Below are 23,094 nucleotides of genomic sequence, written 5' to 3'. Positions count from 1 at the left end.
ACACACACCCATCCGGCCATGTTGTGCGATCTCTCCTTGGCCGGGAGCGGGGGTGTGGTCCAGGATCGGGTTCATGGACCTGCTGAACACCCTGGTGGACAAGGGGCTGCGGCGCGAGCTGCCGACCCGCGAAGAAGCGCTCGCCGTACTGGCGACTTCTGACGACGAACTGCTCGACGTGGTGGCCGCGGCCGGCAAGGTACGCCGCCAGTGGTTCGGCCGTCGGGTCAAGCTGAACTACTTGGTCAACCTGAAGTCGGGCCTGTGCCCCGAGGACTGCTCCTACTGCTCCCAGCGCCTGGGGTCGACGGCCGGGATCCTCAAGTACACGTGGCTGAAGCCGGAGGAGGCCTCCCAGGCCGCCGCGGCCGGTGTCGCGGGCGGCGCCAAGCGGGTCTGCCTGGTCGCGAGCGGCCGCGGGCCGACGGACCGGGACGTGGACCGCGTCGGCAAGACGATCGCGGCGATCAAGGAGCAGAACGAGGGCGTCGAGGTCTGCGCGTGCCTCGGCCTGCTCTCGGACGGCCAGGCGGAGCGGCTGCGGGACGCGGGCGCGGACGCCTACAACCACAACCTCAACACCTCCGAGGCGACGTACGGGCAGATCACCAAGACCCACACCTACGCGGACCGCGTCGACACGGTGCAGAAGGCGCACGGCGCCGGTCTGTCCGCGTGCTCCGGTCTGATCGCGGGCATGGGCGAGAGCGACGAGGACCTGGTCGACGTCGTCTTCTCGCTGCGCGAGCTGGACGCGGACTCGGTGCCGGTCAACTTCCTGATCCCGTTCGAGGGCACCCCGCTGGCCAAGGAGTGGAACCTCACCCCGCAGCGCTGCCTGCGCATCCTGGCGATGGCCCGGTTCGTCTGCCCCGACGTCGAGGTCCGCCTCGCGGGCGGGCGCGAGGTGCACCTGCGCACGCTGCAGCCGCTGGCCCTGCACGTGGTCAACTCGATCTTCCTCGGCGACTACCTGACCAGTGAGGGCCAGGCCGGCCAGGCCGACCTCGACATGATCGCGGACGCCGGTTTCGAGGTGGAGGGCGCCGGTACGTCGACCCTTCCCGCGCACCGCTCCGACGTCGCGGCCGCCGCCACCGGCGGGGGCTGCGGTTCGAACGGCGGCGCCTCGCTCTGCGGTTCGGGCGCGTCCGCCGAGGGCGACGCCCCGGCCGCGGGCTGCGGCTCGGCGTGCGGCGGCTGCTCCGGCCACGCGCACGCGGACCAGACGCCCGTACCGGTCCAGGCCGAGGCCGGCGAGGTCCGGCCGGAGCTGGTGGCGGTCCGCCGCCGCGGCGCGGGGACGGACATCGCCCCCAATGCCTGATCGGCTCCACCGGCTGCCGTCCGGCGCGGAACTGCTCGCGCTGGACCGGCAGCACGTCTGGCACCCGTACGGCCCGATGCCCGGGCGGCAGGAACCGCTGGTCATCGCCTCCGCCTCGGGGGTGCGGCTGCGGCTCGCCGACCCGTCCCAGGGCCACGGCCACGAAGAGCTGGTCGACGGCATGTCGTCCTGGTGGTCGGCGATCCACGGCTACAACCACCCGGTACTCAACGAGGCGGCGACCGCGCAGCTGGGCCTCATGTCGCACGTGATGTTCGGCGGACTCACCCACGAGCCCGCCGTCCGGCTCGCGGCGAAGCTCGTCGAGATCACCCCGCCGGGGCTGGAGCACGTCTTCCTCTCCGACTCGGGCTCGGTCTCGGTCGAGGTCGCGGTCAAGATGTGCCTGCAGTACTGGCGTTCGCTGGGGCGGACGGGCAAGACCCGGCTGCTGACCTGGCGCGGCGGCTACCACGGTGACACCTGGCAGCCGATGGCCGTCTGCGACCCCGACGGCGGCATGCACGAGCTGTGGCAGGGCCACCTGCCGCGGCAGGTCTTCGCGGACGCCCCGCCCGGCGGTTTCGACACGCCCGTCGACCCGGCGTACGCGGACCACTTGCGCTCCATGATCGCCGCGCACGCGGACGAGCTGGCCGCGGTCATCGTGGAGCCGGTGGTGCAGGGTGCGGGCGGCATGCGCTTCCACCACCCGGGCTACTTGCGGGTGCTGCGCGAGCTGTGCGACGAGTACGGGGTCCTGCTGATCCTGGACGAGATCGCCACGGGCTTCGGCCGTACGGGCGCGCTGTTCGCGGCCGACCACGCGGGGATCACCCCGGACGTGATGTGCCTGGGCAAGTCACTGACCGGTGGTTACCTCACGCTGGCGGCCACCTTGTGCACGGAGCGGGTGGCGGACGGCATCTCGCAGGGCGAGGTCCCGGTGCTGGCGCACGGGCCGACCTTCATGGGCAACCCGCTGGCCACGGCCGTGGCCCTGGCCTCCGTCGAGCTGCTGCTCGGCCAGGACTGGGCGACGGACGTCAAGCGGATCGAGGCGGGGCTGCACGAGGGGCTGGCGGCCGCCGCCGACATCCCCGGGGTGAAGGACGTACGGGTCCTGGGCGCGATCGGCGTGGTGCAGCTCGACCACGAGGTCGACGTGGCCGCGGCCACCCGGGCGGCGGTGCGCGAGGGCGTGTGGCTGCGCCCGTTCCGGGACCTGATCTATGTGATGCCGCCGTTCGTGACCGGCGACGAGGACGTGAACCGTATCTGCCGCGCCGTGTGCGCGGCCGCGCAGGAAGGCTGAGATGTCCGTACTGATGGTGTCCGGGACGGGCACCGAGATCGGCAAGACGGTGGTCACGTCGGCGATCGCGGCGGCCGCGGTGGCCGCCGGCCGCTCGGTGGCAGTGCTCAAGCCCGCACAGACGGGTGTCGGCCCGCAGGAGCCGGGGGACGCCGCGGAGGCCGTCCGGCTGGCCGGGCCCTCCGTGACAGCGGTGGAACTGGCGCGCTATCCGGAGCCCTTGGCCCCGGACACGGCGGCCCGCCGTTCGGGGCTGCCGACGCTGGCCCCGGCACAGATCGCCGAGGCCGCGGAGCGGCTGTCGCTGGACCACGACCTCGTCCTGGTGGAGGGCGCGGGCGGGCTGCTCGTCCACTTCGACGAGTCGGGCAACACGCTGGCCGACGCGGCCCGCCTGCTGGGTGCGCCGACGCTGATCGTCGCCCAGGCGGGTCTGGGCACGCTCAACTCCACCACCCTCACGGCGGAGGCGCTCCGGGCCCGGGACCTGACCCCGCTGGGCGTGGTGGTGGGCAGCTGGCCGCAGAGCCCGGACCTGGCGGCGCGCTGCAACCTGGCGGACCTCACGAAGTCCTCGGGACTGCCGCTGCTGGGCGCCGTCCCGGAGGGCTCGGGGACCCTCGCGCCGGAGCTCTTCCGGGCATCGGCCCCGTCCTGGCTGGACCCGACCCTGTCGGGCACCTGGTCGGCAGAGTCCTTCCTGTCCACCTGGTCCCCCCCGGCCTTCGCCGGCGCCTAAAGCGCAACCCCGGCCCCGCCGGCATAACCAGCCCCGCCGGCGTTTGAGGCGCGGGGTCCGGGGCGGAGCCCCGAGTCTGTGAGCCCCGCCGGCCACTGCGGTGCGGCCGCCCGACCAAGGCACCCGCCCCGCACCGGCACGGCTCCGCACCGGCGGCTGGCCGAGCGGTTTGACCCAGCGCGTCCACTGCTCCTGCGGCCGGTAGCCCACCGCGTCCCACACCCGGTGCGCCCGCTCGTTGCGGTCGAGCACCATCGCGTCCCCGCGCCGGCCGCCGAGGGCCGCGAAGCGCTCCTCGGCGGCGGCCAGCAGGGCGGCTGCGATGCCCTGCCTGCGGTGCCCGGGGTGGACGGCGAGCCGGTAGAGGTGGCAGCGCCACCCGTCGAAGCCCGCGATCACCGTGCCGACGAGCTCGCCGTCGCGCCGGGCGAGGAGCAGCGCCTGCGGGTCCCGGGCGTGCAGGCGCTCGACGCCGGCGAGGTCGTCACTGATACTCGTTCCCTCCGCGGCGGCCTTCCAGAAGTCCAGGACGGCACCCAGGTCGGCGGCCGACGCGGGGCCGATATGAAGATCAGTCATGTCCGGATCCCACCACCCGGTCACACCCCGCCAAAAGTATGATCCGTTCCCTTTGCTCTTCCTTTACCATGTGGTGAAAGGTCCCTCTTGAGTGAAAGGTGTGAGCGTCCGCCCATGGGCGAGCCTCCCAGTCCCCGACATACCCGTTCGCGACACGACGCTTCGCGACGCACCCGTTCGCGACATCGCGCGATCCCCCGCCTCCTGGCCGATCATGGGACGGAGGTGATCGACCGATGACCGAAGTGCTCCTGCTCGTCGTGGCACTGCTGCTCTGTCTCGTCTGTGGAGTCTTCGTCGCGGCCGAGTTCTCGCTGACGACCGTCGAGCGCAGCGAACTCGAACGGGCCGTCGAGCGCGGTGAGCGCGGCGCCGACAGCGCCCTGGCCGCCGTCCGCACCCTGACGTTCCAGCTCTCCGGCGCCCAGCTCGGCATCACCGTCACCGGCCTGATCATCGGCATGATCTCCAAGCCGTCGATCTCCGCCCTGCTCCAGGGGCCCTTCGAGGCCCTCGGCCTGTCGGCCGGCGCCGCCTCCTCCACCGCCCTGGTGCTGGGCACCGTCCTGTCGACCGTCGTCCTGATGGTCGTCGGCGAGCTGGTGCCCAAGAACTGGGCGATCTCCTCCCCGCTCGCGATCGCCAAGCGCGTGGCGACCATGCAGCGGGTCTTCAGCCGGGCCTTCAAGCCCCTGATCAGCCACCTCAACACCACCGCGAACCACATGGTGCGCCGCTTCGGTCTGGAGCCGGCCGAGGAGCTGGCGTCCGCGCGGACCCCGCAGGAGCTGGTCGCCCTCGCCCGCCACTCCGCGAAGGCGGGCGCGCTGGAGAAGGACACGGCCGAGTTGTTCGTCCGGACCCTGAACCTCGCGGACCTGACCGCGGAGAATGTGATGACCCCGCGCGTCCAGGTCACCGCGCTGGACGTGCAGACCACCGCGGAGGACGTGGCGAACGCGACGCTGGCCACCGGCCTGTCCCGCTTCCCCGTCTACCGGGGCAGCCTCGACACCGTCGTCGGCACCGTCCACATCAAGGACGTCCTGGCCCTGCCGGCCTCGGAACGCCGCCGCCGTCCCGTGTCGCAGCTGCTGCGCGAGCCCCTCCTCGTACCGGAGTCGCTCACCGTCGACCGGCTCCTGGACCGGCTGTCCGGCAAGCAGACCATGGCCGTGGTCATCGACGAGTACGGCGGCACGGCCGGAGTGGCCACGCTGGAGGACATCGTCGAGGAGGTCGTGGGCGAGGTCCGCGACGAGCACGACCCGCACGAGACCCCGGACCTTGCCCCGGCCGGTACGGACGCCTCCGGGCGCCTGCTCTACTCCGCCGACGGCGCGGCGCGCACCGACCAGCTCCGGCGGATCGGGCTGCGCGTGCCGGAGGGTCCGTACGAGACCCTGGCCGGCCTGATAGCGACCGAGCTGGGCCGGATCCCGGCGGTCGGCGACCGCATGGATCTGGACGGCTGGCGTCTGGACGTGGTGGACGCCGTCGGGCGACGGGCCTCGCGCGTGCTGCTGCACGCCCCCGTCGAGCCCGCCGAGGGTACGGAGGAGGGCCGATGACCGTCATCCAGCTGTTGATCGGCCTGGCGACCCTGGTCGTCAACGCCTTCTTCGTCGGCGCGGAGTTCGCGCTGATCTCGGTCCGGCGCAGCCAGATCGAGCCGTACGCCGAGCAGGGCGACCGGCGCGGCCGCGCCGTCCTGTGGGGCCTGGAGCACGTATCGGCGCTGATGGCGGCGGCCCAGCTGGGCATCACGCTGTGCACCCTGGTGCTGGGCGTGGTGGCCGAGCCGGCCATCGCCCACCTGCTGACCCCGCTGTTCGACCTCGTCGGAGTACCGGCGGGCCTGACCCACGCGATCTCCTTCGTGGTGGCGCTGGCGCTGGCGACGTACCTGCACATGCTCTTCGGCGAGATGGTGCCGAAGAACGTGGCGCTGGCCGAGCCCGTGCGCACCGCCCTGCTGCTGGGGCCGCCGCTGGTGACCGTCACGCGCGCGCTGCGACCGGTGATCTTCGCGATCAACGCCTTCGCCAACACCCTGCTGCGCCTGCTGCGGGTGGAGGTCAAGGACGAGGTCGCGGCGACGTTCACGGACGACGAGCTGGCCCGGATGGTCAAGGACTCCAGTGCCGCGGGGCTCCTGGACGACCGGGCGAGCGAGCGCCTGCACGACGCCCTGGAACTGGGCCGCAGGCCCGTGACCGACGTGGTGCTGCCGGCGGACCGGGTGGTCACGGCCCGGGAGGGCATCAGCCCGGCCGGGCTGGAGCGGCTGTCGGCGGAGTCCGGGTACTCGCGCTTCCCGGTGGTGGACGCGCAGCACAGGATCCTGGGCTACCTGCACGTGAAGGACGCCCTGGACGCGGACGACCAGGCCCGGGACGAGCCCTTCCCGGTCTCGGCGCTGCGGCCGATCGCCCAGGTGCGGGCGGAGACCCCGCTGGACGACGTGCTGACCGCCATGCGGCGCAGCCGTACGCACCTGGCGGCGGTCCTCGGGGCGGAAGGCGCCATGACGGGACTGGTGACGATGGAGGACGTCCTGCGGGAGCTGTTCGGCAGGCCCGCGTCGGCGTGATCCGTCGGGACCGCGCGGTCCCCGGCCCTGCCGGGTCGGGGTACCGCGCGGTAACATCTTCTCCGCCATGGAGATGAATGCCTCTTACACCAGTTTCGTCGCGGTCGGCGACTCCTTCACCGAGGGAATGTCCGATCTGCTCCCTGACGGCTCCTACCGCGGCTGGGCGGATCTGCTGGCCGCCCGACTCGCGGCGCGGGAGCCGGGCTTCCGCTACGCGAACCTCGCGGTGCGCGGCAAGCTGATCGGGCAGATCGCCGAGGACCAGGTCCCGGTGGCGGCGGCGATGGGCGCGGACGTGGTGACCCTGGTGGGCGGGCTGAATGACGCCCTGCGCCCCAAGGTGGACATGGGCCGGGTCCGCGACCACCTGGAATCGGCCGTGGAACTCCTCGCCCCCTCCTGCAAGCGCCTCGTCCTGATGCGCTCCCCGGGGCGCAACGGGCCGGTGATGGAACGCTTCCGGCCGCGCATGGAGGAGCTCTTCGCCACCATCGAGGAGCTGGCCGCCCGGCACGGCGCCGTGGTCGTGGACCTGTACGGGGCCGCCGCGCTCGCGGACCCCCGGATGTGGGACGTCGACCGGCTGCACCTGACCGCCGAGGGGCACCGCCGGGTGGCCGAGGCCGTCTGGCAGGCGCTGGGCCTGCCCGCCGAAGTTGACTGGCGCACCGAACTGCCGCTCGAGGCTCCCCCCGGCTGGACCGTGCGCCGGGCCCAGGACCTGAGCTTTGCCCGTCAGCACCTGCTCCCCTGGATCGGCCGCCGCCTGACGGGCCGCTCCTCGGGGGACGGCCGCCCGGCCAAGCGCCCCGATCTCCTGCCCTACGGGGACACGCGGCTCTCGTAGCAAGCCACAATCCCGAGTGGTGGCCCTACCTGCGTAAACGCACAGCCGCGGCCCAAGTAGAATTCCTCCACGTGACAGCCAAGCCCCGCATCCCCAATGTCCTGGCCGGCCGCTACGCCTCCGCGGAGCTCGCCGTCCTGTGGTCCCCCGAGTACAAGGTGACGCTGGAGCGGCGGCTGTGGCTCGCCGTGCTGCGCGCCCAGAAGGACCTCGGTATCGAGGTCCCGGACGAGGCCCTCGCCGACTACGAGCGTGTCCTCGAGACCGTCGACCTCGCCTCCATCGCCGAGCGCGAGAAGGTCACCCGGCACGACGTGAAGGCCCGCATCGAGGAGTTCAACGCCCTCGCCGGCCACGAGCACGTCCACAAGGGCATGACCTCGCGCGACCTGACCGAGAACGTCGAGCAGCTGCAGATCCGGCTCTCGCTCGAGCTCGCCCGGGACCGCACGGTCGCCGTCCTCGCCCGCCTCGGCAAGCTGGCCGGCGAGCACGCCGAGCTGGTCATGGCCGGTCGCTCCCACAACGTGGCCGCGCAGGCGACCACCCTGGGCAAGCGCTTCGCCACCGCGGCCGACGAGCTGCTGGTGGCCTACGAGCGCCTCGAGGACCTGCTGGGCCGCTACCCGCTGCGCGGCATCAAGGGCCCCGTCGGCACCGCCCAGGACATGCTCGACCTGCTCGGCGGCGACGCCGCCAAGCTCGCCGACCTGGAGCAGCGCATCGCCGCCCACCTGGGCTTCGCCCAGGCCTTCACCTCGGTCGGCCAGGTCTACCCGCGCTCGCTCGACTACGACGTGGTCACCGCGCTGGTGCAGCTGGCCGCCGCCCCGTCCTCGATCGCCAAGACGATCCGCCTGATGGCCGGCCACGAGCTGGTGACCGAGGGCTTCAAGCCCGGCCAGGTCGGCTCCTCCGCGATGCCGCACAAGATGAACACCCGCTCCTGCGAGCGCGTGAACGGCCTGATGGTCATCCTGCGCGGCTACGCCTCGATGACCGGTGAGCTGGCGGGCGACCAGTGGAACGAGGGCGACGTCTCCTGCTCCGTGGTGCGCCGCGTGGCCCTGCCGGACGCCTTCTTCGCCTTCGACGGCCTGCTGGAGACCTTCCTGACGGTCCTCGACGAGTTCGGCGCCTTCCCGGCGGTCGTCGCCCGCGAGCTCGACCGCTACCTGCCCTTCCTCGCGACCACCAAGGTCCTGATGGGCGCGGTGCGGGCGGGCGTGGGCCGCGAGGCCGCCCACGAGGTCATCAAGGAGCACGCGGTGGCCTCCGCGCTCGCCATGCGCGAGCAGGGCGCCGAGCGCAACGAGCTGCTCGACAAGCTGGCCGCCGACGAGCGGATGCCGCTGGACCGGGCCCAGCTCGACGCCCTGATGGCCGACAAGCTGTCCTTCACCGGTGCCGCGGGCGACCAGGTCGCGGCGGTGGTCTCCCGGATCGAGTCGATCGCCAAGCAGCACCCGGAGGCCGCGGGATACGCGCCGGGGTCGATCCTCTGACCCCCGACGAGCTGAACGCCGCCCGCGACCGCGTCCTCCCGGACGTGGTCGCGGGCGGTCTGCGTGTGCTCTTCTGCGGCATCAACCCCGGACTCCTCTCCGCCGCGACGGGCCACCACTTCGCCCGCCCCGGCAACCGCTTCTGGCCGGTCCTGCACCTCTCGGGCTTCACCCCGCGCCGGCTGGCCCCCGCCGAGCAGGAGGAGCTGCTGACCTACCGCCTCGGCATCACCAACGTCGTGGCCCGGGCCACGGCCCGCGCCGACGAGCTGAGCGCCGAGGAGTTCCGCGAGGGGGGCCGCATCCTGACCGCCAAGGTGGAACTGCTGCGCCCCCAGTGGCTGGCGGTGGTCGGCGTGACCGCCTACCGCACCGCTTTCGGCGAGCCGAAGGCGAAGATCGGCCCCCAGGAGCGGACCATCGGCGCCACCCGCGTCTGGGCCCTCCCCAACCCGAGCGGCCTCAACGCCCACTGGACCGCCGAGTCCATGGCCCAGGAGTACGCCCGCCTCCGCACGGCCGCCGAAGCCTCGGATCCCTGCTAGGTCGTCTCTTTCGGATCTTGTCGGCCGAGCCCGCGGTGCCCGGTGCCATGGGGTCTCCCCAGGCCCGCCAGGGCCGAGGGGAAGCCCGGCAAGGCGGAGGGGCGCCCGTGTACTGGACGTACTCGGGTGCCCCGACAACGCGGCCGGGTGCGGTGCCGGGCGTCGCGGGCCCGGCAGGATCCGAAAGGGACGGCCTAGGGAGGGTCGGTGACCGTGACCCCTGCCATCAGCTGGTAGGGGTCCTCGGAGTCCCACTGCGCGACGTAGGCGACCAGCCAGTGGGCTTCGACCCGCCACAGGTGCACGTGGTCGGTGCTGTTGCCCATCTCCCCCCACGGCTGCGGTATCTCCTCCCCGTCGAGCCCGCGGTCCCGCAGCGTCCGCAGCGAGAAGATCTGCGGCTCCCCCCACCGGTCGGTCGCGGCCTGGGCGAGCGCCCCGTACTCGGCACCGATCTGGTCGGCCGCCTCGATCCGGCCCGTGCCGTCGTCGTCCCAGAAGTCCTGTGTCCTGGCGAGCTGGACCAGGTGAAATCCCGGGCCGCTGCTGTTTCCTCCGGTCCGGACCGGCTCGGGCGGGAACTCCTTCGCCCGGAGCCGGTCGATCGTGTCGAGGTGCTCTGCCGTGGTCATACCGTCAGTATCCCGAGGGCCACTGACAACTGGCCTGACGTCACGCGTCCCGGCGGCGCACCGCCAGCCAGCCTCCCAGGACCGCGACGCCCGCCCACAGCGCCAGCACTCCCAGTCCCGCCCAGGGACCGAGGTCTCCGTACGACTGACTGCGCATCATCGCCTGTCCGGCCCGGTCCGGCATGAACTGCCCCACCCCGCTCGCCGCCGATCCGACGATGAAGGACACCATGACGACGAAGGGTATGAGGATGCTCAGAACGGCCACTCCGCTGCGCAGCACCGCCGTGAGTCCGGCCGCGAACAGCGCCATGAGCGTCAGGTAGAGGCCGCAGCCCACGACGGCGCGCACGGCCCCGGGGTCGCCCAGTTCGAGTGCGCGCTCCCCCATGAGGGCCTGTCCGGCGACGAAGGTCAGCAGTCCGGTGAGCTGGCCGGCGACGAGCGCCAGGGCGCCCAGCATCGAGCTCTTCGACAGGTAGAACCTGGTGCGGTCCGGCACTGCGGTCAGGCTGGTGCGCAGGGCTCCGTTGTGGAACTCGGCGGAGAAGGCGGTCGCTCCGAAGGCGATGGCCGCTATCTGGCCGAAGTTGAGTCCGTAGAAGGCCGCGAGCAGCGGATCCTCCCCCATGCTTCCCTCCTCGGCCCGGCCCAGCGCCGCGGCCGTCAACGCCTGGATGCCCACGGTGGCGACGAGGACGGATATCAGCGACCAGAAGGTGCCCCGGAGGGACCGGATCTTGATCCATTCCGAGTGCAGTACGGCGGTTGTGGGCAGAGCGGCGCTCATGGCGAAGCCTCCTGAGGGTGCGGGAGCGGGGGTACGTCAGTGGGTTGCGGTGAACTGCGCGTGATCGGCGGTGAGGTCGAGGTAGGCCTGCTCGAGGGAGGCGCGCTCGTCGGAGAGTTCCAGCATGGGAACCCCTTCACGGGCGGCCAGGCCGCCGAGCTGCTCGGCCTGTATGCCCTCGACGGTCCATCGCCCGTCGCCGGAGGTCACCAACTCGAAGCCGTCCCGGGCCAGCGCGGCCCGCAGCCGGACCGGATCGGAGGTGCGCAGGCGCACCCTCGGGGTGCTGCGGGCGTCGATGAACTCCTCCATCGAGGTGTCGGCCAGCAGTTTGCCGTTGCCGAGGACGACCAGGTGGTCGGCGAACGCCGAGGTCTCCGACATCAGGTGACTGGAGACGAGGACGGCGCGTCCTTCGGCGGCGAGGGAGCGCATCAGCTCGCGGATCCAGATGATGCCCTCGGGGTCGAGGCCGTTGGTGGGCTCGTCCAGCAGGAGCACTCCGGGGTCGCCGAGCAGTGCGGCTGCGATACCGAGGCGCTGGCGCATGCCGAGCGAGAAGGATTTGATCCGCCGCTCGGCGACGGAGGCTATGCCGGACTGCTCCAGGACCTCGTCCACCCGGCTGCGGGGGATCCGGCCGGCCGCGGCGAGCAGCCGGAGGTGGTCACGGGCACTGCGCCCGCCGTGCGCCGCCTGGGCATCCAGGAGGACGCCCACCCGGTGCAGCGGGTCCGGCAGGTCCAGGTAGTGCCGGCCGCCGATGGTGGCCGTGCCGGACGTGGGGCGGTCGAGCCCCAGCAGCAGGCGCATCGTCGTGGACTTCCCCGCGCCGTTGGGGCCCAGGAATCCGGTGACCCGCCCGGGCAGGACATCGAAGGTGAGGCCGTCCACCGCACGGTGGGTGCCGTATCGCTTGGTGAGTTCTCGGATCTCGATGCTGTTCATGGCTCAAGACTCCCCGCCGGCCCCACCCCCTTCCCTCCCCCGTGCGGGGGTGCCGTCTCCCCCACGTGGGGGAGACGGCCCTGAGCAGGGCGCTGTCACCATGGGGGCATGTACCGACTGCTGCGAGCCCCGTTTCAACCAGTGACGTATTCACGCTGGTTGCATCTCTGCGTGCCGCTGCTGCTGCTGGCCATATGGATGTTCATCATGCCCGAGTGGCCGTGGGGGCCTCTGCTGCTCATCCTGCCCTTCGGGCTGGTGCCCTGGGTGCGGCTGGCGGAGGGCATGCAGGCGCAGTTCCTGCTCACGCCGCACGCCCGCGACTCCTCCGACAGCGCCATAAGCCTGGCACCGTCGGCTCATTGGGGGGACCGCTGGCGCACCGTGCTGTGGCTGGAGGCGCGGATGATCGTCGCGGTCGGTGCGGTGGGCGCCTCCGTCTGGCTGCCCACGATCGCCGTGGAGCTCATCGCGATAGCGGTCGGCCATCCCGTGGGCGACGAGCTCCTTCCGTTCCTGCCCGACCGCTGGCTCGCCGCGCTGCTCGTGCCCGTGCCGCTGGTGCTCCTCATCGTCGTCGTGTCCCTGCTCGGCGAGTTGATCACCGCGATCGCCACCCGCCTGCTCAGCCCGTCCGCGGCGGAGCGGCTGAGCGTGCTGGAGGCGCGTACGGAGCAGCTGTTGGAGCGCACCCGGATCGCGCGGGAGCTGCACGACTCCATCGGGCACGCGCTCACCGTGGCCGTCGTGCAGGCGGGGGCGGCGCGGGCCGCGGGCGATCCCGTCTTCACGGAGCGGGCTCTGTGCGCGATCGAGGAGACGGGCCGGGCCGCGCTGGAGGATCTGGAGCGGGTGCTGGGGGTGCTGCGCGAGTCGGGACCGCCGCCGTCGCAGTGGCCGACGCTCGCCGAGGCCGACCGGCTGCTGGAGTCGGCCCGGGCCTCCGGCTCCGCGGTGGACGCACGGCTGACGGGTGAGCTGGAGAAGTTGCCGGGCCCGGTCACCCGGGAGGGGTACCGGATCCTGCAGGAGTCGCTGACCAACGTCCTGCGGCACTGCGGCCCCGTCCCGGTGCGCGTGCGGGTGGAGATGACCGCGGCCCTGCTGGAGATGGAGGTGACGAACCCGCTGCCGGAGCGCCCCGGCGTCACCTTGGGCGGCGGCAGCGGGCTGCGCGGGATCCGCGAGCGTGCCGCGCTGCTCGGCGGGGAGGCCGAAACCGGTCCGTACGAGGGGGGTTGGAGGGTGCGCGCCCGGCTTCCGCTGGAGCGAATACGCTGACCGGATGCCGGTTACCGTACTGCTCGTCGACGACGAACCCCTGGTGCGCGCGGGGCTGCGCGCCGTGCTGGACGCCCAACCCGACATCGAAGTGGTGGGTGAGGCGGCCGACGGCGCCTCCGTGATCCCGCTGGTACGGCAGTTGCGGCCGGATGTAGTGGCCATGGACGTGCGGATGCCGCTCCTCGACGGGATCGAGGCGACCCGTGCGGTGCTGCGGACCGTGGACTCCCCGCCGAAGATCCTCGTGGTGACCACCTTCGAGAACGACGAGTACGTCTACCAGGCGCTGCGGGCGGGAGCGGACGGTTTCCTGCTGAAGCGGGCCCGGCCCTCGGAGATCGTGCACGCGGTACGGCTGGTGGCGGAGGGTGAGACGCTGCTCTTCCCGGCGGCCGTGCGGGCCCTGGCCGCGGAGTACGGGAACCGGCAGGCCCGGGCGGTGCTGGAGCGGGCGGCCCTGACCGAGCGGGAGGAGGCGGTTCTGCGGCTGATGGCGAGGGGGCTGACCAACGTGGAGATCGCCGCCGAGCTGATCATCGGTACGGAGACGGTCAAGTCCCACGTCAGCGCGATCCTGGCGAAGCTGGGGGCGCGGGACCGGACGCAGGCGGTGATCACGGCGTACGAGTCGGGGTTCGTCTCCCCCGCCTGAGGGAAGGGCTGCTTCCGGCCGATGGGGGGCTGCTTCTCGCCGACACACCGGGCGGGCAGTACGATCCGGCTGACAAGCTCGCTAGCTGGGAGGACACACGTTGGGGCAGCTGACCGGCGGGGACCCCTCTCTGCTCCGGCGGATCAATTCCGCCGTGGTGCTGCGCGCACTGCGGACGGCCGGATCGCCGACCCTCACCGACCTCACACGGCTGACGGGGCTCTCCCGGCCGACCGTCGAGGGCGTGGTGGAGGGGCTGATCGCGACCGGCCTCGTCGTCGAGGCGGACGCGGAGGAGGGCGCGCGGCGGCAGGGCCGCCCGGCCAGGCGCTTCCGCTTCCGGACCGAGGCGGGGCACCTGCTCGGCATCGAGATCGGCGCGCACCGGATCGCGGTGCTGCTGTCCGGGCTGGACGGCAGGGTCATCGGCGCCGGCACCAAGGACGTCGCGGAGACGGCGTCCGCCGATGAGCGGCTGGAGCGGGTGCGGGCGGCCGTCGCCGACCTGCTGCGCCGCGCCGGGGTGCCGCGGGACTCCCTGCGGGCGGTCGGGGTCGGCAGCCCGGGGATCGTGGAGGCGGACGGCACGGTCCGCCTCGGCACCGCCCTGCCCGGCTGGACGGGGCTGCCGCTCGGGGAACGGCTGCGGCGCTCGTTCCGCTGCCCCGTCCAGGTGGAGAACGACGCCAATGCGGCGGCGGTCGCCGAGCACTGGAAGGGGGCCGCGCGGGACACCGGCGACATGGTGTTCGTGATGGCGGGTCTCAGCCCCGGCGCGGGCTCGCTGATCGGCGGACGGCTGCACCGCGGCTTCGGCGGCGCGGCCGGCGAGATCGGCGCCCTGCACCTGCTGGGCCGCGAGGCCACTCCGGAGCGGCTGCTGTCGACGACCGGTGAGCCCCTGCATCCGCTGGACGAGCCCGCCGTCGCCGAGGTCTTCGCCATGGCCAAGCGGGGCGACGAGCGGGCGGTGGCCGCCGTGGAGCGGTTCCTGCAGCGGCTGGTGCACGATGTGGCGGCGCTGGTCCTGGCGATGGATCCGGAGCTGGTGGTCGTCGGCGGCTGGGCGGCCGGCCTGGACGGGGTGCTGGAGCCGCTCCGTCAGGAGCTGGAGCGCTACTGCCTGCGCCCGCCGAGGGTGGCCCAGTCCATGCTCGGCGAGGCCGCGGTCGCCACCGGCGCGCTCCGGCTCGCGCTGGACCACGTCGAGGAGGAGCTCTTCGCGGTGGAGAAGACGGTCACCGCGCGCCCCTGACCCCGCCCCGTACGACGCAGAACGGCCCGGCCCCGGAGTTGCCTGGGGGCCGGGCCGTTGCGCGTGGTTCAGGAGGCGACGCGCGGCTCGTGGGTGATCTCGACGTTGCCCGAGTCGCCGAAGGTGAGGCGGCAGGTGTCGGCGCGGTAGGTGGCCACCGAGACCGCCGCGGTGCCCGCGGTGGTGAAGTAGCGCGTGGTGACCAGGAGCACCGGGGCGCCGGGCAGCCGGTCCAGTTCCTTGGCGTCGTCGGCGCGGGCGGAGCCGAGCTCCACCGAGCGGTCCTGGCCGTCGAGCACCAGCCGCTGGAGCTCACGCAGGACGGCGCGGGCACGGGCCGGACCGGCGGGGGCCTCGATGGCGGGCAGTCCCGGTACGGAGGCGGCCGGGACGTAGAGCAGCTCGGCGGCGACGGCCTGTCCGTGGGTGACCCGGGTCCGGCGCACCGTGTGCACCGGCTGGTCGGCGGCGAAGGCGCCACCGGTGCCGAGGAGCTTGAGCACGGCGGGCGTCGGCAGGGTCTCGGCCGCGTCCAGCGGCTCCCAGCCGTCGACGCTCTCGCCGGGCCAGCTGTGCTGCGCGCTGCCGACCGCGACGCCGACGCGCGGCGGGGCGACGGTGGTTCCGACGCCACGGCGACGCTGCAGCCGGCCTTCGAGCTCCAACTGCTCGAGCGCCTGGCGCAGGGTCGCACGGGCGACGCCGAACCGGGCCGCGAGCTCACGCTCGTTGGGCAGCACCTCGCCGACGGCGAAGTCCTGGTCGAGCGCCTCGCTGAGGACGGTCTTGAGGTGCCAGTACTTCGGCTCCGGCGCCGTTTCGAGCTGCGTGGTCCCCACCCTGACTCCTCCTGCCATCGCTGCACTCGCCGTGTGTTTCAGCGGCAGTTCTGCGCCCTTGTTTATTAAAGGTTCCTGCACTATCCCTGCGACGATAGGACGGCGCACCCCCTTGGTCAAGACCAATGCTCATGCCTTTGCCGGGCAGAACGGGCATACGTATCAAGCCGTTCATGGGATGTTCTCGATGGCACGGAAGGCTTGTAGTCAAGGGCTACCGGACGGTAATCATGACGGTAGGCACTACTGACATCCTGTCTCGCACGCGCCCACCGACGAGGAGCAGCATGACCGCCACGGTCTCCTTCACGATCGATTCGCCGCTCGGCCCCCGCACCGCCACCGTCGCCTACGAGCGCAAGGGCGCCGGCGAACCGCTCCTCCTGCTCCACGGCATCGGCCATCACCGCCAGGCCTGGCACCCGGTGCTCGACATCCTGGCCGCCGAGCACGACGTGATCGCCGTCGACCTGCCCGGCTTCGGCGCCTCGGAGCCCCTGCCCGCGGGCGTCCCGTACTCCCTCGGGACCGTGGCCCCGGCCCTCGGAGCGCTCTGCACCGCCCTCGGCGTCGAACGCCCGCACGTCGCGGGCAATTCGCTCGGCGGTCTGCTCGCCCTCGAAATGGGCCGGAGCAACCTCGTCCGCTCGATCACGGCCCTCTCCCCCGCCGGTTTCTGGACCGAGGGCGAGCGCCGCTACGCCTTCGCCACGCTCCTCGCGATGCGCGCCGGCGCCAAGGCTCTCCCCCTCCCCGCCGTGCGCCGGCTCTCGCGCACCGCCGCCGGCCGCGCCGCGCTCACCGGCACCATCTACGCCCGCCCGTCCCGCCGCCCGGCCGAGGCCGTCGTCGCCGAGACCCTCGCCCTGCGCGATGCCACCGGCTTCGAGGACACGCTGGCCGCGGGTGGTTCCGTACGGTTCACCGACGACGTGCCCGGCCTGCCCGTCACCATCGCCTGGGGCACCCGCGACCGCCTGCTGCTGCGCCGGCAGGGCGTCCGCGCCAAGCACACCGTCCCCGGCGCCCGGCTGGTGCGGCTCCCGGGATGCGGTCACGTCCCGATGAACGACGATCCGGCGCTCGTCTCCCGGGTGATGCTGGACACGGCCCGCAGCGCGCGGCTCGCGGTCGCCTGAACGACCGAACGGGACCGGCCGACCCGACCGGCCCCGGACCCGGCGGACCCGACCGACCCGGCGGACCCGGCGGACCCGGCGGACCCGCCGGCATGCCCGGACAGCTGAACGAATGAGCGGCTGACGGCTGTTCATCCGCGGTTCGCGTGGGCGACGCGGCCGGGCCGGTGTGCGACGGCACGCTGGTCCGACCCGTCCTCGCCGGCCCCAGGAGACGTACCCGATGGCATCGATCCCGCACACCCGACGGTCCCTCATCGGCGGATCCCTCGCCCTGTCCTCCGCGCTGATCGCCGCTCCGGCGCTCGCGGCCCCCGCCTTCGCCCGCTCCGGGCGGCCCAATGCGCTGTGGGGCGTCCAGTCCGGCGAGATCACCGCCCACTCGGCCACCGTGTGGACCCGCGCCGACCGCCCGGCACGGATGTACGTCGAGACTTCCCCGAGCGAGGCGTTCCGCTACGCCGTACGCCGCCACCGCGGTCCGCTCCTCGGCCCGTCGAGCGACTTCACCGGGACCACCGTCCTGCGCGACCTGCCGCCCGGCCAGCAGATCCACTACCGGGTCGTCCTGACCGACCCCGACGACCCCCGCCGCAGCTCCTCGCCGGTCCACGGCACCTTCCGCACCACCCCGGTCTCCCGCCGCCACGACGTGCGCTTCCTGTGGTCCGGCGACCTGGCGGGCCAGGGCTGGGGCATCAACCCCGACCTCGGCGGCTACCGCGTCTTCGAGGAGATGCGGCTGCGCAACCCCGATTTCTTCCTCTTCAGCGGGGACACGATCTACGCCGACGGACCGGTCAACGCCACCGCGCCCCTCCGCGACGGCACCGTCTGGCGCAACATCACCACCGAGGAGAAGGCGAAGGTCGCCGAGACCCTCGCCGAGTTCCGCGGGAACTTCCGCTACAACCTGCTCGATCGCAGCCTGCTCGGCTTCAACGCCCAGGTCCCGGTCCTCGCCCAGTGGGACGACCACGAGGTGCGCAACAACTGGTACCCCGGCCAGCTGATCGACGACCCCCGCTACACCGTCAAGGAGGCCGACACCCTCGCCGCCCGCGCCCGCCAGGCCTTCGGGGAGTACTTCCCCGTCACCGACCTGCGCGGGGGCCGCGCCGAGGGCCGGATGTACCGGGTCATGCGGTACGGCCCGCTGCTCGACGTCTTCGTGCTCGACATGCGCACCTACCGCAACGCCAACTCCCCCGGCACGCAGACCGAGGACCCCATCGGCATCCTCGGCGCCGAGCAGCTGGCCTGGGCCAAGCGCGAGCTCTCCCGCTCCCGCGCGACCTGGAAGGTGATCGCCGCCGACATGCCGCTGGGCATCGTCGTACCCGACGGCGCCGCGAACTTCGAGGCCGTCGCCCAGGGGGACCCGGGCGCTCCGCTGGGCCGCGAACTCCAGATCGCCGAACTCCTGCGGCACATCAAGCACCAGCGCATTCCGGGCACCGTCTGGGTCACGGCCGACGTGCACTACACCGCCGCGAACCACTACGCGCCCGAGCGGGCGGCCTTCACCGACTTCGCGCCGTTCTGGGAGTTCGTGTCCGGCCCGATCGGCGCCGGCGGGTTCCCGGCCGGGCGGCTGGACGCCACCTTCGGTCCGCAGACCGCCTTCGTGCAGTCGGCCCCCTTCGCCAACATGTCGCCCTCGGAGAACCCCCCGTACTACGGCGAGGTCGACATCGACGGCGGCAGCGGGGAGCTCACCGTCCGGTTGCGCCGCCAGGGAGGGGACGTACTCTTCACCCGCACCCTCCAGCCCGGGCGCGTGGGCCAGTAGGGCCGAACGGGGCGCCAACCGGAGGCGGACCGGCAGCCGAGGCGCAGCGGACCGACCCGCAATCCGGAAATGGCTCGGAAAACTGGGTGAAATCGGCCAGATGGACACTTAACCAGTCGGTCACAGATCGTTCGTGATCACGCAACACCCCTGCGCCACAGTGGTGTGCATGACTGACCGTAACCTCGCCTCCGCCCAGCGTCCCCACCGTCACCACTGGCGCCGTGACATCGTCGAACTCGCCGCGCTCTTCTGCGCCGTCGCGGTCGCCGACGCCATCGCCAATCTCGTCGTGCACGGCCCGCGGGGCCCGATCATGCTCATCGCCTCGGCCGTCGCACTCCTGGTGACGGCGGCCTTCCACACCTGGTGGGCACGGCGCCACAGCCATGCACCGCCGCCGCCGCGGAGCACAGCGCCCGGCGATCCGAAGCCGCTCGCACCCACCGACTCCGGCACGAACGCGACCGCCAGCAGCACCGCGCTCTGGCGGATGCGCACGACCGTACGGGACGAGCCGGGCTCCCTGGCCGCCCTCTGCACCGCCCTCGCCCGCAACAGCGTGGACATCCTGACCCTCCAGACACACCCGCTCCCCGAGGGCGGCACCGTCGACGAGTTCCTGCTGCGCGCCCCGCAGGAACTGCCCTCCGCCGACCTGGCCCGGGCCATCTCCCGCGCCGGCGGCCACAGCACCTGGATCGAGCGCGCCGACGCCCACGACCTCGTCGACACTCCGACCCGGGTCCTCGGCCTGGCCACCCGCACCGCCCTGGACGCCGCCGAGCTGCCCCTGGCCCTGCGCCAGCTGCTCGGCCGCTGCACGATCCACTCGATCCCGGCGACCACCCTCTCCGGCCGCCCCAACGCCGGAGCGGACGCCCCCGTCGAAGGCGTCCTGGAGGCCACGGTCATGCGGCTGCGCGACCCCTCCGGCGGCGCGATCACCGTGGAGCGGCCCTACCTCCCGTTCACCCCGACCGAGTTCGCCCGGGCCCGCGCCCTCGTCGAGCTCGATGCCCGGCTCGGCCCCCGCGTCCCGCGCAGCCAGGACGTACTGACCCTGCCCGAGGGCAACGAGATCACCGTGCGCCGCGCCGACGGCTCCGACCTGCCGGCGGCGCGTGCCATGCACGACCGCTGCTCGGACCGCACCCTGTCGCTGCGCTACCACGGCCCCGTCGCCGACGCCGACCGCTACCTCGGCCACCTGCTGAGCCCCCGCTTCGGCCGCACCCTCGCCGCGACCACCGCCTCCGGAAAGCTCGTGGCCCTCGGCCACCTGCTGTGGGACGGCGACGAGACCGAGGTCGCGCTGCTCATCGAGGACGACTGGCAGCGCCGCGGCATCGGTTCCGAGCTGCTGCGCCGGATCGTCGCGATGGCCGTCGAGGCCCGGTGCGACAGCGTGTACGCCGTCACCCAGGCCGCCAACACCGGCATGGTCGCCGCCATGCGCGGCCTCGGCCTCCCCCTCGACTACCAGATCGAGGAGGGCACCCTGGTGATCACGGCCCGGCTGGACGCGATCCCGGCCGGCTCGCGGCTGCCCCACGGCCTTCCCCGTGAGCTGCCCCGCGCGCTCCCGCACGAACAGCCGGCTCCCCGGCGCCGCCACTGACCGGTCCGCCCGGACCGGAGCCCTCCACGGGTACCGGCTCCGGGCGCACCCGTCCGCGCCGAGCAAGGCCCCCTCGTTCCCCACGCGCCCACACGGGCCCCCACGGACGGCGGGATCCGGCCAAACTGCGCGCGCCCACCCCCGGCAATCCCTCCCCCGCAGGCCCGAAGTCGCTTGCGTGCAGGGCTGGTTGACCGATTCCCGTATGCGCCGCCCGCCCCGCTCCGGCCCGCGTCGGCAGGCCGACTGCCACGGGTGATGACGGGAACACGTCCCACATACGAAGATGGCCGCATGTCAGAGATCCTCCACAACGGCAGCGCACCCCGGCTGCCCCGCCAGGTGGCCGACGCGTACGTCGACGACCTCATCGCCCTCGACCCGATCACGGGCACCTACCTCGGTGTCGCCGCGAGTTCGAGCAAGCTCCCGGACTTCTCCCCGGCGGGCCGCGCGGCCCTCGCCGAGCTCGCCCGTGAGACCCTCGCTCGCCTCGACGCCGCCGAGTCCGTGCCCGGCGCCGACAGCGACGCCGAACGCCGGTGCGCCCGGCTGCTGCGCGAGCGCCTCACCGCCGAGCTCGCGGTCATCGAGGCCGACGAGGACCTGTGCGCGGTCAGCAACATCCACAGCCCCGCGCACTCCGTCCGCGAGGTCTTCTCCCTGACCCCCGCCGACACCGACGAGGACTGGGCGGCGATCGCCGAGCGCCTGCGCGCCGTGCCGGCCGCCTTCGACGGCTACCGCGAGAGCCTCGGACTCGGACTGGAGCGCGGCCTGTACGGCAGCCCCCGCGCCACCACCACCATGATCGGCCAGCTCACCACCTGGGCCGGCCAGGACGGCAGCGAGGCCCCCTTCTTCGAGGGCTTCGTCGCCGCCGGTCCGGACTCCCTGCGCGCCGAGCTGGACGCCGCGGCCGCCGGTGCGACCGCCGCGGTCGTCGACCTGCGCGACTGGATGGCCTCGGTGTACGCCCCGGCCGTCGAGGGCAGGCCGGACACCGTGGGCCGCGAGCGCTACGCCCGCTGGTCCCGCTTCTTCAACGGTACGGACCTGGACCTGGACGAGGCGTACGCCTACGGCTGGTCGGAGTACCACCGCCTGCTCGCCGAGATGAAGTCCGAGGCCGCCAAGATCCTCCCGGGCGCCGGCCCCTGGGAGGTGCTCAAGCACCTGGACGAGCACGGCACCCACATCGAGGGCGTCGACGAGGTCCAGTCGTGGCTCCAGGGCCTGATGGACGAGGTCATCGAGAACCTCGACGGCACCCACTTCGAACTCGCCGAGCGCGTCCGCAAGGTGGAGTCCCGCATCGCCCCGCCCGGCGGCCCCGCGGCCCCGTACTACACCTCCCCCTCGGAGGACTTCTCCCGCCCGGGCCGCACCTGGCTGCCCACCATGGGCCTGACCCGCTTCCCGGTGTACGACCTGGTGTCCACCTGGTACCACGAGGGCGTGCCGGGCCACCACCTGCAGCTCGCGCAGTGGACGCACGTGGCGGACCGGCTCTCCCGCTACCAGGCCACCGTCGGCATGGTCAGCGCCAACGCCGAGGGCTGGGCGCTGTACGCGGAGCGGCTCATGGACGAGCTGGGCTACCTCAAGGACGCCGAGCAGCGCCTCGGCTACCTGGACTGCCAGATGATGCGCGCGGCGCGGGTCATCGTGGACATCGGCATGCACGTGGGTATGGAGATCCCGGCGGACTCGCCGTTCCACCCGGGCGAGACCTGGACGGTGGACCTGGCTCAGGAGTTCTTCGGCCTGCACAGCGGCCGCCCGGCGGACTTCGTCGAGAGCGAGCTGACCCGCTACCTGTCGATGCCGGGCCAGGCGATCGGCTACAAGCTGGGCGAGCGTGCCTGGCTGCTGGGCCGGGACAACGCCCGGGCCGCGCACGGCGATTCCTTCGACCTGAAGGCCTGGCACATGGCGGCTCTGTCGCAGGGTTCGCTGGGGCTGGACGACCTGGTGGACGAGCTGTCGAAGCTCTGACGGCACGCGGCCGCTCCACCGACGAGCGGCAAACGACGTGTGGCGCATGACGCGTGACGTATGACGCGTGACGTATGACGGACGGGCCGCTCATACCCCGGGGGACGAGCGGCCCGTCCGCGTGACGGCCACGGTCACGATCACGGCCACGGCCACCGCCGCCTCAGCAGCCGCAGTCGTCCGAGTCGGTCGGCGCGGTCAGCGGGTCGGCCCCGGCACGCTGCTGGTTGCCCTGCCAGGTCTCGACCTCGAAGCCCTCGCGGATCCAGTACTCGATACCCCCGAGCATCTCCTTGACCTGGAAGCCGAGTTCGGCCAGGGCGAGGGCGGAGCGGGTGCCTCCGTTGCACCCGGGGCCCCAGCAGTACGTCACCACGGGGACGTCCTTGTCCAGCAGCCGCTCGGCCTGCTCGGGAATCAGCGCGGTGGGCAGGTGGACGGCGCCGGGCACGTGGGCCTGGTCCCAGGACGGTGTGGAGCGGGAGTCGACGAGCTGGAAGCCCAGCTCGGCGCCCTGCTCGCGGTGGGCCCGGAAGGCGGCGGCGACGTCCGACACGTCCGCGTGGAAGGCCAGGCTCGCGGCGAAGTACGCGGCCGCCGCGGCCGGGGAGGCCGGCGGCACGCGGAGCACGGGGTTGGTGGTGGCGGGGGCGGAGGAGGCGTTCTGCGTCGTCGTCATGGCCAAAAATCT

General features: G+C 72.8%; 20 protein-coding genes and 1 pseudogene. 15 read left to right on the top strand and 6 right to left on the bottom strand.

Features of this window, described 5'->3' with window-relative positions; all coding sequences use genetic code 11:
- Window positions 1-73 precede the first annotated feature (73 nt).
- The 3 genes from bioB to bioD are packed head-to-tail and all read left to right on the top strand — an operon-like array spanning window position 74 to window position 3,381.
- Window positions 74-1,327 (top strand): biotin synthase BioB, encoded by a 1,254-nt coding sequence (gene bioB / locus B6R96_RS29935; RefSeq protein ID WP_030388190.1) that lies wholly within the window; start codon window positions 74-76, stop codon window positions 1,325-1,327.
- On the top strand, window positions 1,320-2,642 hold the full coding sequence (locus B6R96_RS29930; RefSeq protein WP_053704822.1) for an adenosylmethionine--8-amino-7-oxononanoate transaminase: 1,323 nt from the start codon (window positions 1,320-1,322) through the stop codon (window positions 2,640-2,642). Before bioB ends, B6R96_RS29930 begins: the two co-directional genes overlap by 8 nt.
- Before the next feature lies 1 nt (window position 2,643).
- The gene (gene bioD, locus B6R96_RS29925; protein ID WP_053704823.1) at window positions 2,644-3,381 is read left to right on the top strand and encodes a dethiobiotin synthase; all 738 of its coding nucleotides are present in this window, start codon (window positions 2,644-2,646) and stop codon (window positions 3,379-3,381) included.
- A 162-nt stretch (window positions 3,382-3,543) separates the two neighbouring features.
- Here bioD and B6R96_RS29920 read toward each other — a convergent pair.
- A pseudogene (locus B6R96_RS29920) lies at window positions 3,544-3,960 on the bottom strand (GNAT family N-acetyltransferase); the annotation flags it as partial.
- A gap of 236 nt (window positions 3,961-4,196) precedes the next feature.
- Here B6R96_RS29920 and B6R96_RS29915 point away from each other — a divergent pair.
- The 5 genes from B6R96_RS29915 to mug all read left to right on the top strand — a co-directional run bounded on the left by B6R96_RS29915 (window position 4,197) and on the right by mug (window position 9,453).
- Window positions 4,197-5,531 carry a hemolysin family protein gene (locus B6R96_RS29915; RefSeq protein WP_030388186.1) on the top strand — a complete coding sequence of 445 codons (1,335 nt, stop codon included), beginning with the start codon at window positions 4,197-4,199 and terminating at the stop codon, window positions 5,529-5,531.
- Window positions 5,528-6,553: a hemolysin family protein gene (locus B6R96_RS29910; protein WP_081524138.1), complete on the top strand. Its 1,026-nt coding sequence runs from the start codon at window positions 5,528-5,530 to the stop codon at window positions 6,551-6,553. Before B6R96_RS29915 ends, B6R96_RS29910 begins: the two co-directional genes overlap by 4 nt.
- Window positions 6,554-6,620: 67 nt before the next feature.
- A complete protein-coding gene (locus tag B6R96_RS29905; RefSeq protein WP_081524137.1) occupies window positions 6,621-7,403 on the top strand; it encodes an SGNH/GDSL hydrolase family protein in 783 nt (260 codons plus the stop codon).
- Between the two features lie 71 nt (window positions 7,404-7,474).
- A complete protein-coding gene (gene purB / locus B6R96_RS29900) occupies window positions 7,475-8,908 on the top strand; it encodes an adenylosuccinate lyase (protein WP_030388183.1) in 1,434 nt (477 codons plus the stop codon).
- A complete protein-coding gene (mug, locus tag B6R96_RS29895; RefSeq protein ID WP_081525317.1) occupies window positions 8,905-9,453 on the top strand; it encodes a G/U mismatch-specific DNA glycosylase in 549 nt (182 codons plus the stop codon). The genes purB and mug overlap by 4 nt, the downstream gene beginning before the upstream one ends.
- 194 nt (window positions 9,454-9,647) lie before the next feature.
- Here the strand turns inward: mug and B6R96_RS29890 are convergent, their stop codons facing one another.
- The 3 genes from B6R96_RS29890 to B6R96_RS29880 are packed head-to-tail and all read right to left on the bottom strand — an operon-like array spanning window position 9,648 to window position 11,823.
- Window positions 9,648-10,085, bottom strand: coding sequence for a hypothetical protein (locus tag B6R96_RS29890; protein WP_030388181.1), 438 nt, complete (start codon window positions 10,083-10,085; stop codon window positions 9,648-9,650).
- A gap of 40 nt (window positions 10,086-10,125) precedes the next feature.
- Window positions 10,126-10,875 carry an ABC transporter permease gene (locus tag B6R96_RS29885; protein ID WP_081524136.1) on the bottom strand — a complete coding sequence of 250 codons (750 nt, stop codon included), beginning with the start codon at window positions 10,873-10,875 and terminating at the stop codon, window positions 10,126-10,128.
- 36 nt (window positions 10,876-10,911) lie between these two features.
- On the bottom strand, window positions 10,912-11,823 hold the full coding sequence (locus B6R96_RS29880; protein WP_081524135.1) for an ABC transporter ATP-binding protein: 912 nt from the start codon (window positions 11,821-11,823) through the stop codon (window positions 10,912-10,914).
- 108 nt (window positions 11,824-11,931) lie between these two features.
- On the opposite strand from B6R96_RS29880, the gene B6R96_RS29875 reads away from it, so the two are divergent.
- From B6R96_RS29875 to B6R96_RS29865, 3 genes are all read left to right on the top strand, one after another.
- On the top strand, window positions 11,932-13,104 hold the full coding sequence (locus tag B6R96_RS29875) for a sensor histidine kinase (protein ID WP_081524134.1): 1,173 nt from the start codon (window positions 11,932-11,934) through the stop codon (window positions 13,102-13,104).
- Window positions 13,105-13,108: 4 nt separating this feature from the next.
- Window positions 13,109-13,759 carry a response regulator gene (locus B6R96_RS29870; protein ID WP_030388177.1) on the top strand — a complete coding sequence of 217 codons (651 nt, stop codon included), beginning with the start codon at window positions 13,109-13,111 and terminating at the stop codon, window positions 13,757-13,759.
- 100 nt (window positions 13,760-13,859) lie between these two features.
- Window positions 13,860-15,014, top strand: coding sequence for an ROK family transcriptional regulator (locus tag B6R96_RS29865; RefSeq protein ID WP_053704829.1), 1,155 nt, complete (start codon window positions 13,860-13,862; stop codon window positions 15,012-15,014).
- A 68-nt stretch (window positions 15,015-15,082) separates the two neighbouring features.
- Here B6R96_RS29865 and B6R96_RS29860 read toward each other — a convergent pair whose 3' ends face one another.
- Window positions 15,083-15,853 carry a GntR family transcriptional regulator gene (locus B6R96_RS29860; protein ID WP_030388175.1) on the bottom strand — a complete coding sequence of 257 codons (771 nt, stop codon included), beginning with the start codon at window positions 15,851-15,853 and terminating at the stop codon, window positions 15,083-15,085.
- Between the two features lie 287 nt (window positions 15,854-16,140).
- Between B6R96_RS29860 and B6R96_RS29855 the strand changes: the two genes are divergently transcribed.
- The 4 genes from B6R96_RS29855 (at window position 16,141) to B6R96_RS29840 (ending at window position 22,403) form a co-directional block, all read left to right on the top strand.
- Entirely contained in the window at window positions 16,141-16,992 is an 852-nt protein-coding gene (locus B6R96_RS29855) for an alpha/beta fold hydrolase (RefSeq protein ID WP_081524133.1), read from the top strand.
- A 223-nt stretch (window positions 16,993-17,215) separates the two neighbouring features.
- A complete protein-coding gene (locus B6R96_RS29850; protein ID WP_081524132.1) occupies window positions 17,216-18,784 on the top strand; it encodes an alkaline phosphatase D family protein in 1,569 nt (522 codons plus the stop codon).
- Between the two features lie 169 nt (window positions 18,785-18,953).
- The gene (locus B6R96_RS29845) at window positions 18,954-20,405 is read left to right on the top strand and encodes a GNAT family N-acetyltransferase (RefSeq protein ID WP_053704831.1); all 1,452 of its coding nucleotides are present in this window, start codon (window positions 18,954-18,956) and stop codon (window positions 20,403-20,405) included.
- A 294-nt stretch (window positions 20,406-20,699) separates the two neighbouring features.
- Window positions 20,700-22,403, top strand: coding sequence for a DUF885 domain-containing protein (locus B6R96_RS29840; RefSeq protein WP_081524131.1), 1,704 nt, complete (start codon window positions 20,700-20,702; stop codon window positions 22,401-22,403).
- Between the two features lie 163 nt (window positions 22,404-22,566).
- Here B6R96_RS29840 and B6R96_RS29835 read toward each other — a convergent pair whose 3' ends face one another.
- Window positions 22,567-23,082 (bottom strand): rhodanese-like domain-containing protein, encoded by a 516-nt coding sequence (locus tag B6R96_RS29835; RefSeq protein WP_053170242.1) that lies wholly within the window; start codon window positions 23,080-23,082, stop codon window positions 22,567-22,569.
- Window positions 23,083-23,094: the final 12 nt, after the last annotated feature.

The sequence above is a fragment of the Streptomyces sp. Sge12 genome, from assembly GCF_002080455.1.
Taxonomy (GTDB): Bacteria; Actinomycetota; Actinomycetes; order Streptomycetales; family Streptomycetaceae; genus Streptomyces.
Note: the sequence above shows the minus strand (reverse complement) of the source record. Positions and strands in the feature narration are given on the sequence as shown.

Bases quoted from the DNA above. Each gene is read 5' to 3' on its own strand.
- B6R96_RS29910 (WP_081524138.1), top strand. From the start codon at position 5,528: ATGACCGTCATCCAGCTGTTGATCGGCCTGGCGACCCTGGTCGTCAAC.
- B6R96_RS29875 (WP_081524134.1), top strand. From the start codon at position 11,932: ATGTACCGACTGCTGCGAGCCCCGTTTCAACCAGTGACGTATTCACGC.
- B6R96_RS29840 (WP_081524131.1), top strand. From the start codon at position 20,700: ATGTCAGAGATCCTCCACAACGGCAGCGCACCCCGGCTGCCCCGCCAG.
- B6R96_RS29885 (WP_081524136.1), bottom strand. From the start codon at position 10,875: ATGAGCGCCGCTCTGCCCACAACCGCCGTACTGCACTCGGAATGGATC.
- B6R96_RS29845 (WP_053704831.1), top strand. From the start codon at position 18,954: ATGACTGACCGTAACCTCGCCTCCGCCCAGCGTCCCCACCGTCACCAC.
- B6R96_RS29835 (WP_053170242.1), bottom strand. From the start codon at position 23,082: ATGACGACGACGCAGAACGCCTCCTCCGCCCCCGCCACCACCAACCCC.
- B6R96_RS29850 (WP_081524132.1), top strand. From the start codon at position 17,216: ATGGCATCGATCCCGCACACCCGACGGTCCCTCATCGGCGGATCCCTC.
- B6R96_RS29905 (WP_081524137.1), top strand. From the start codon at position 6,621: ATGGAGATGAATGCCTCTTACACCAGTTTCGTCGCGGTCGGCGACTCC.
- B6R96_RS29890 (WP_030388181.1), bottom strand. From the start codon at position 10,085: ATGACCACGGCAGAGCACCTCGACACGATCGACCGGCTCCGGGCGAAG.
- B6R96_RS29915 (WP_030388186.1), top strand. From the start codon at position 4,197: ATGACCGAAGTGCTCCTGCTCGTCGTGGCACTGCTGCTCTGTCTCGTC.
- B6R96_RS29870 (WP_030388177.1), top strand. From the start codon at position 13,109: ATGCCGGTTACCGTACTGCTCGTCGACGACGAACCCCTGGTGCGCGCG.
- bioD (WP_053704823.1), top strand. From the start codon at position 2,644: ATGTCCGTACTGATGGTGTCCGGGACGGGCACCGAGATCGGCAAGACG.
- B6R96_RS29930 (WP_053704822.1), top strand. From the start codon at position 1,320: ATGCCTGATCGGCTCCACCGGCTGCCGTCCGGCGCGGAACTGCTCGCG.
- B6R96_RS29880 (WP_081524135.1), bottom strand. From the start codon at position 11,823: ATGAACAGCATCGAGATCCGAGAACTCACCAAGCGATACGGCACCCAC.
- B6R96_RS29855 (WP_081524133.1), top strand. From the start codon at position 16,141: ATGACCGCCACGGTCTCCTTCACGATCGATTCGCCGCTCGGCCCCCGC.
- bioB (WP_030388190.1), top strand. From the start codon at position 74: ATGGACCTGCTGAACACCCTGGTGGACAAGGGGCTGCGGCGCGAGCTG.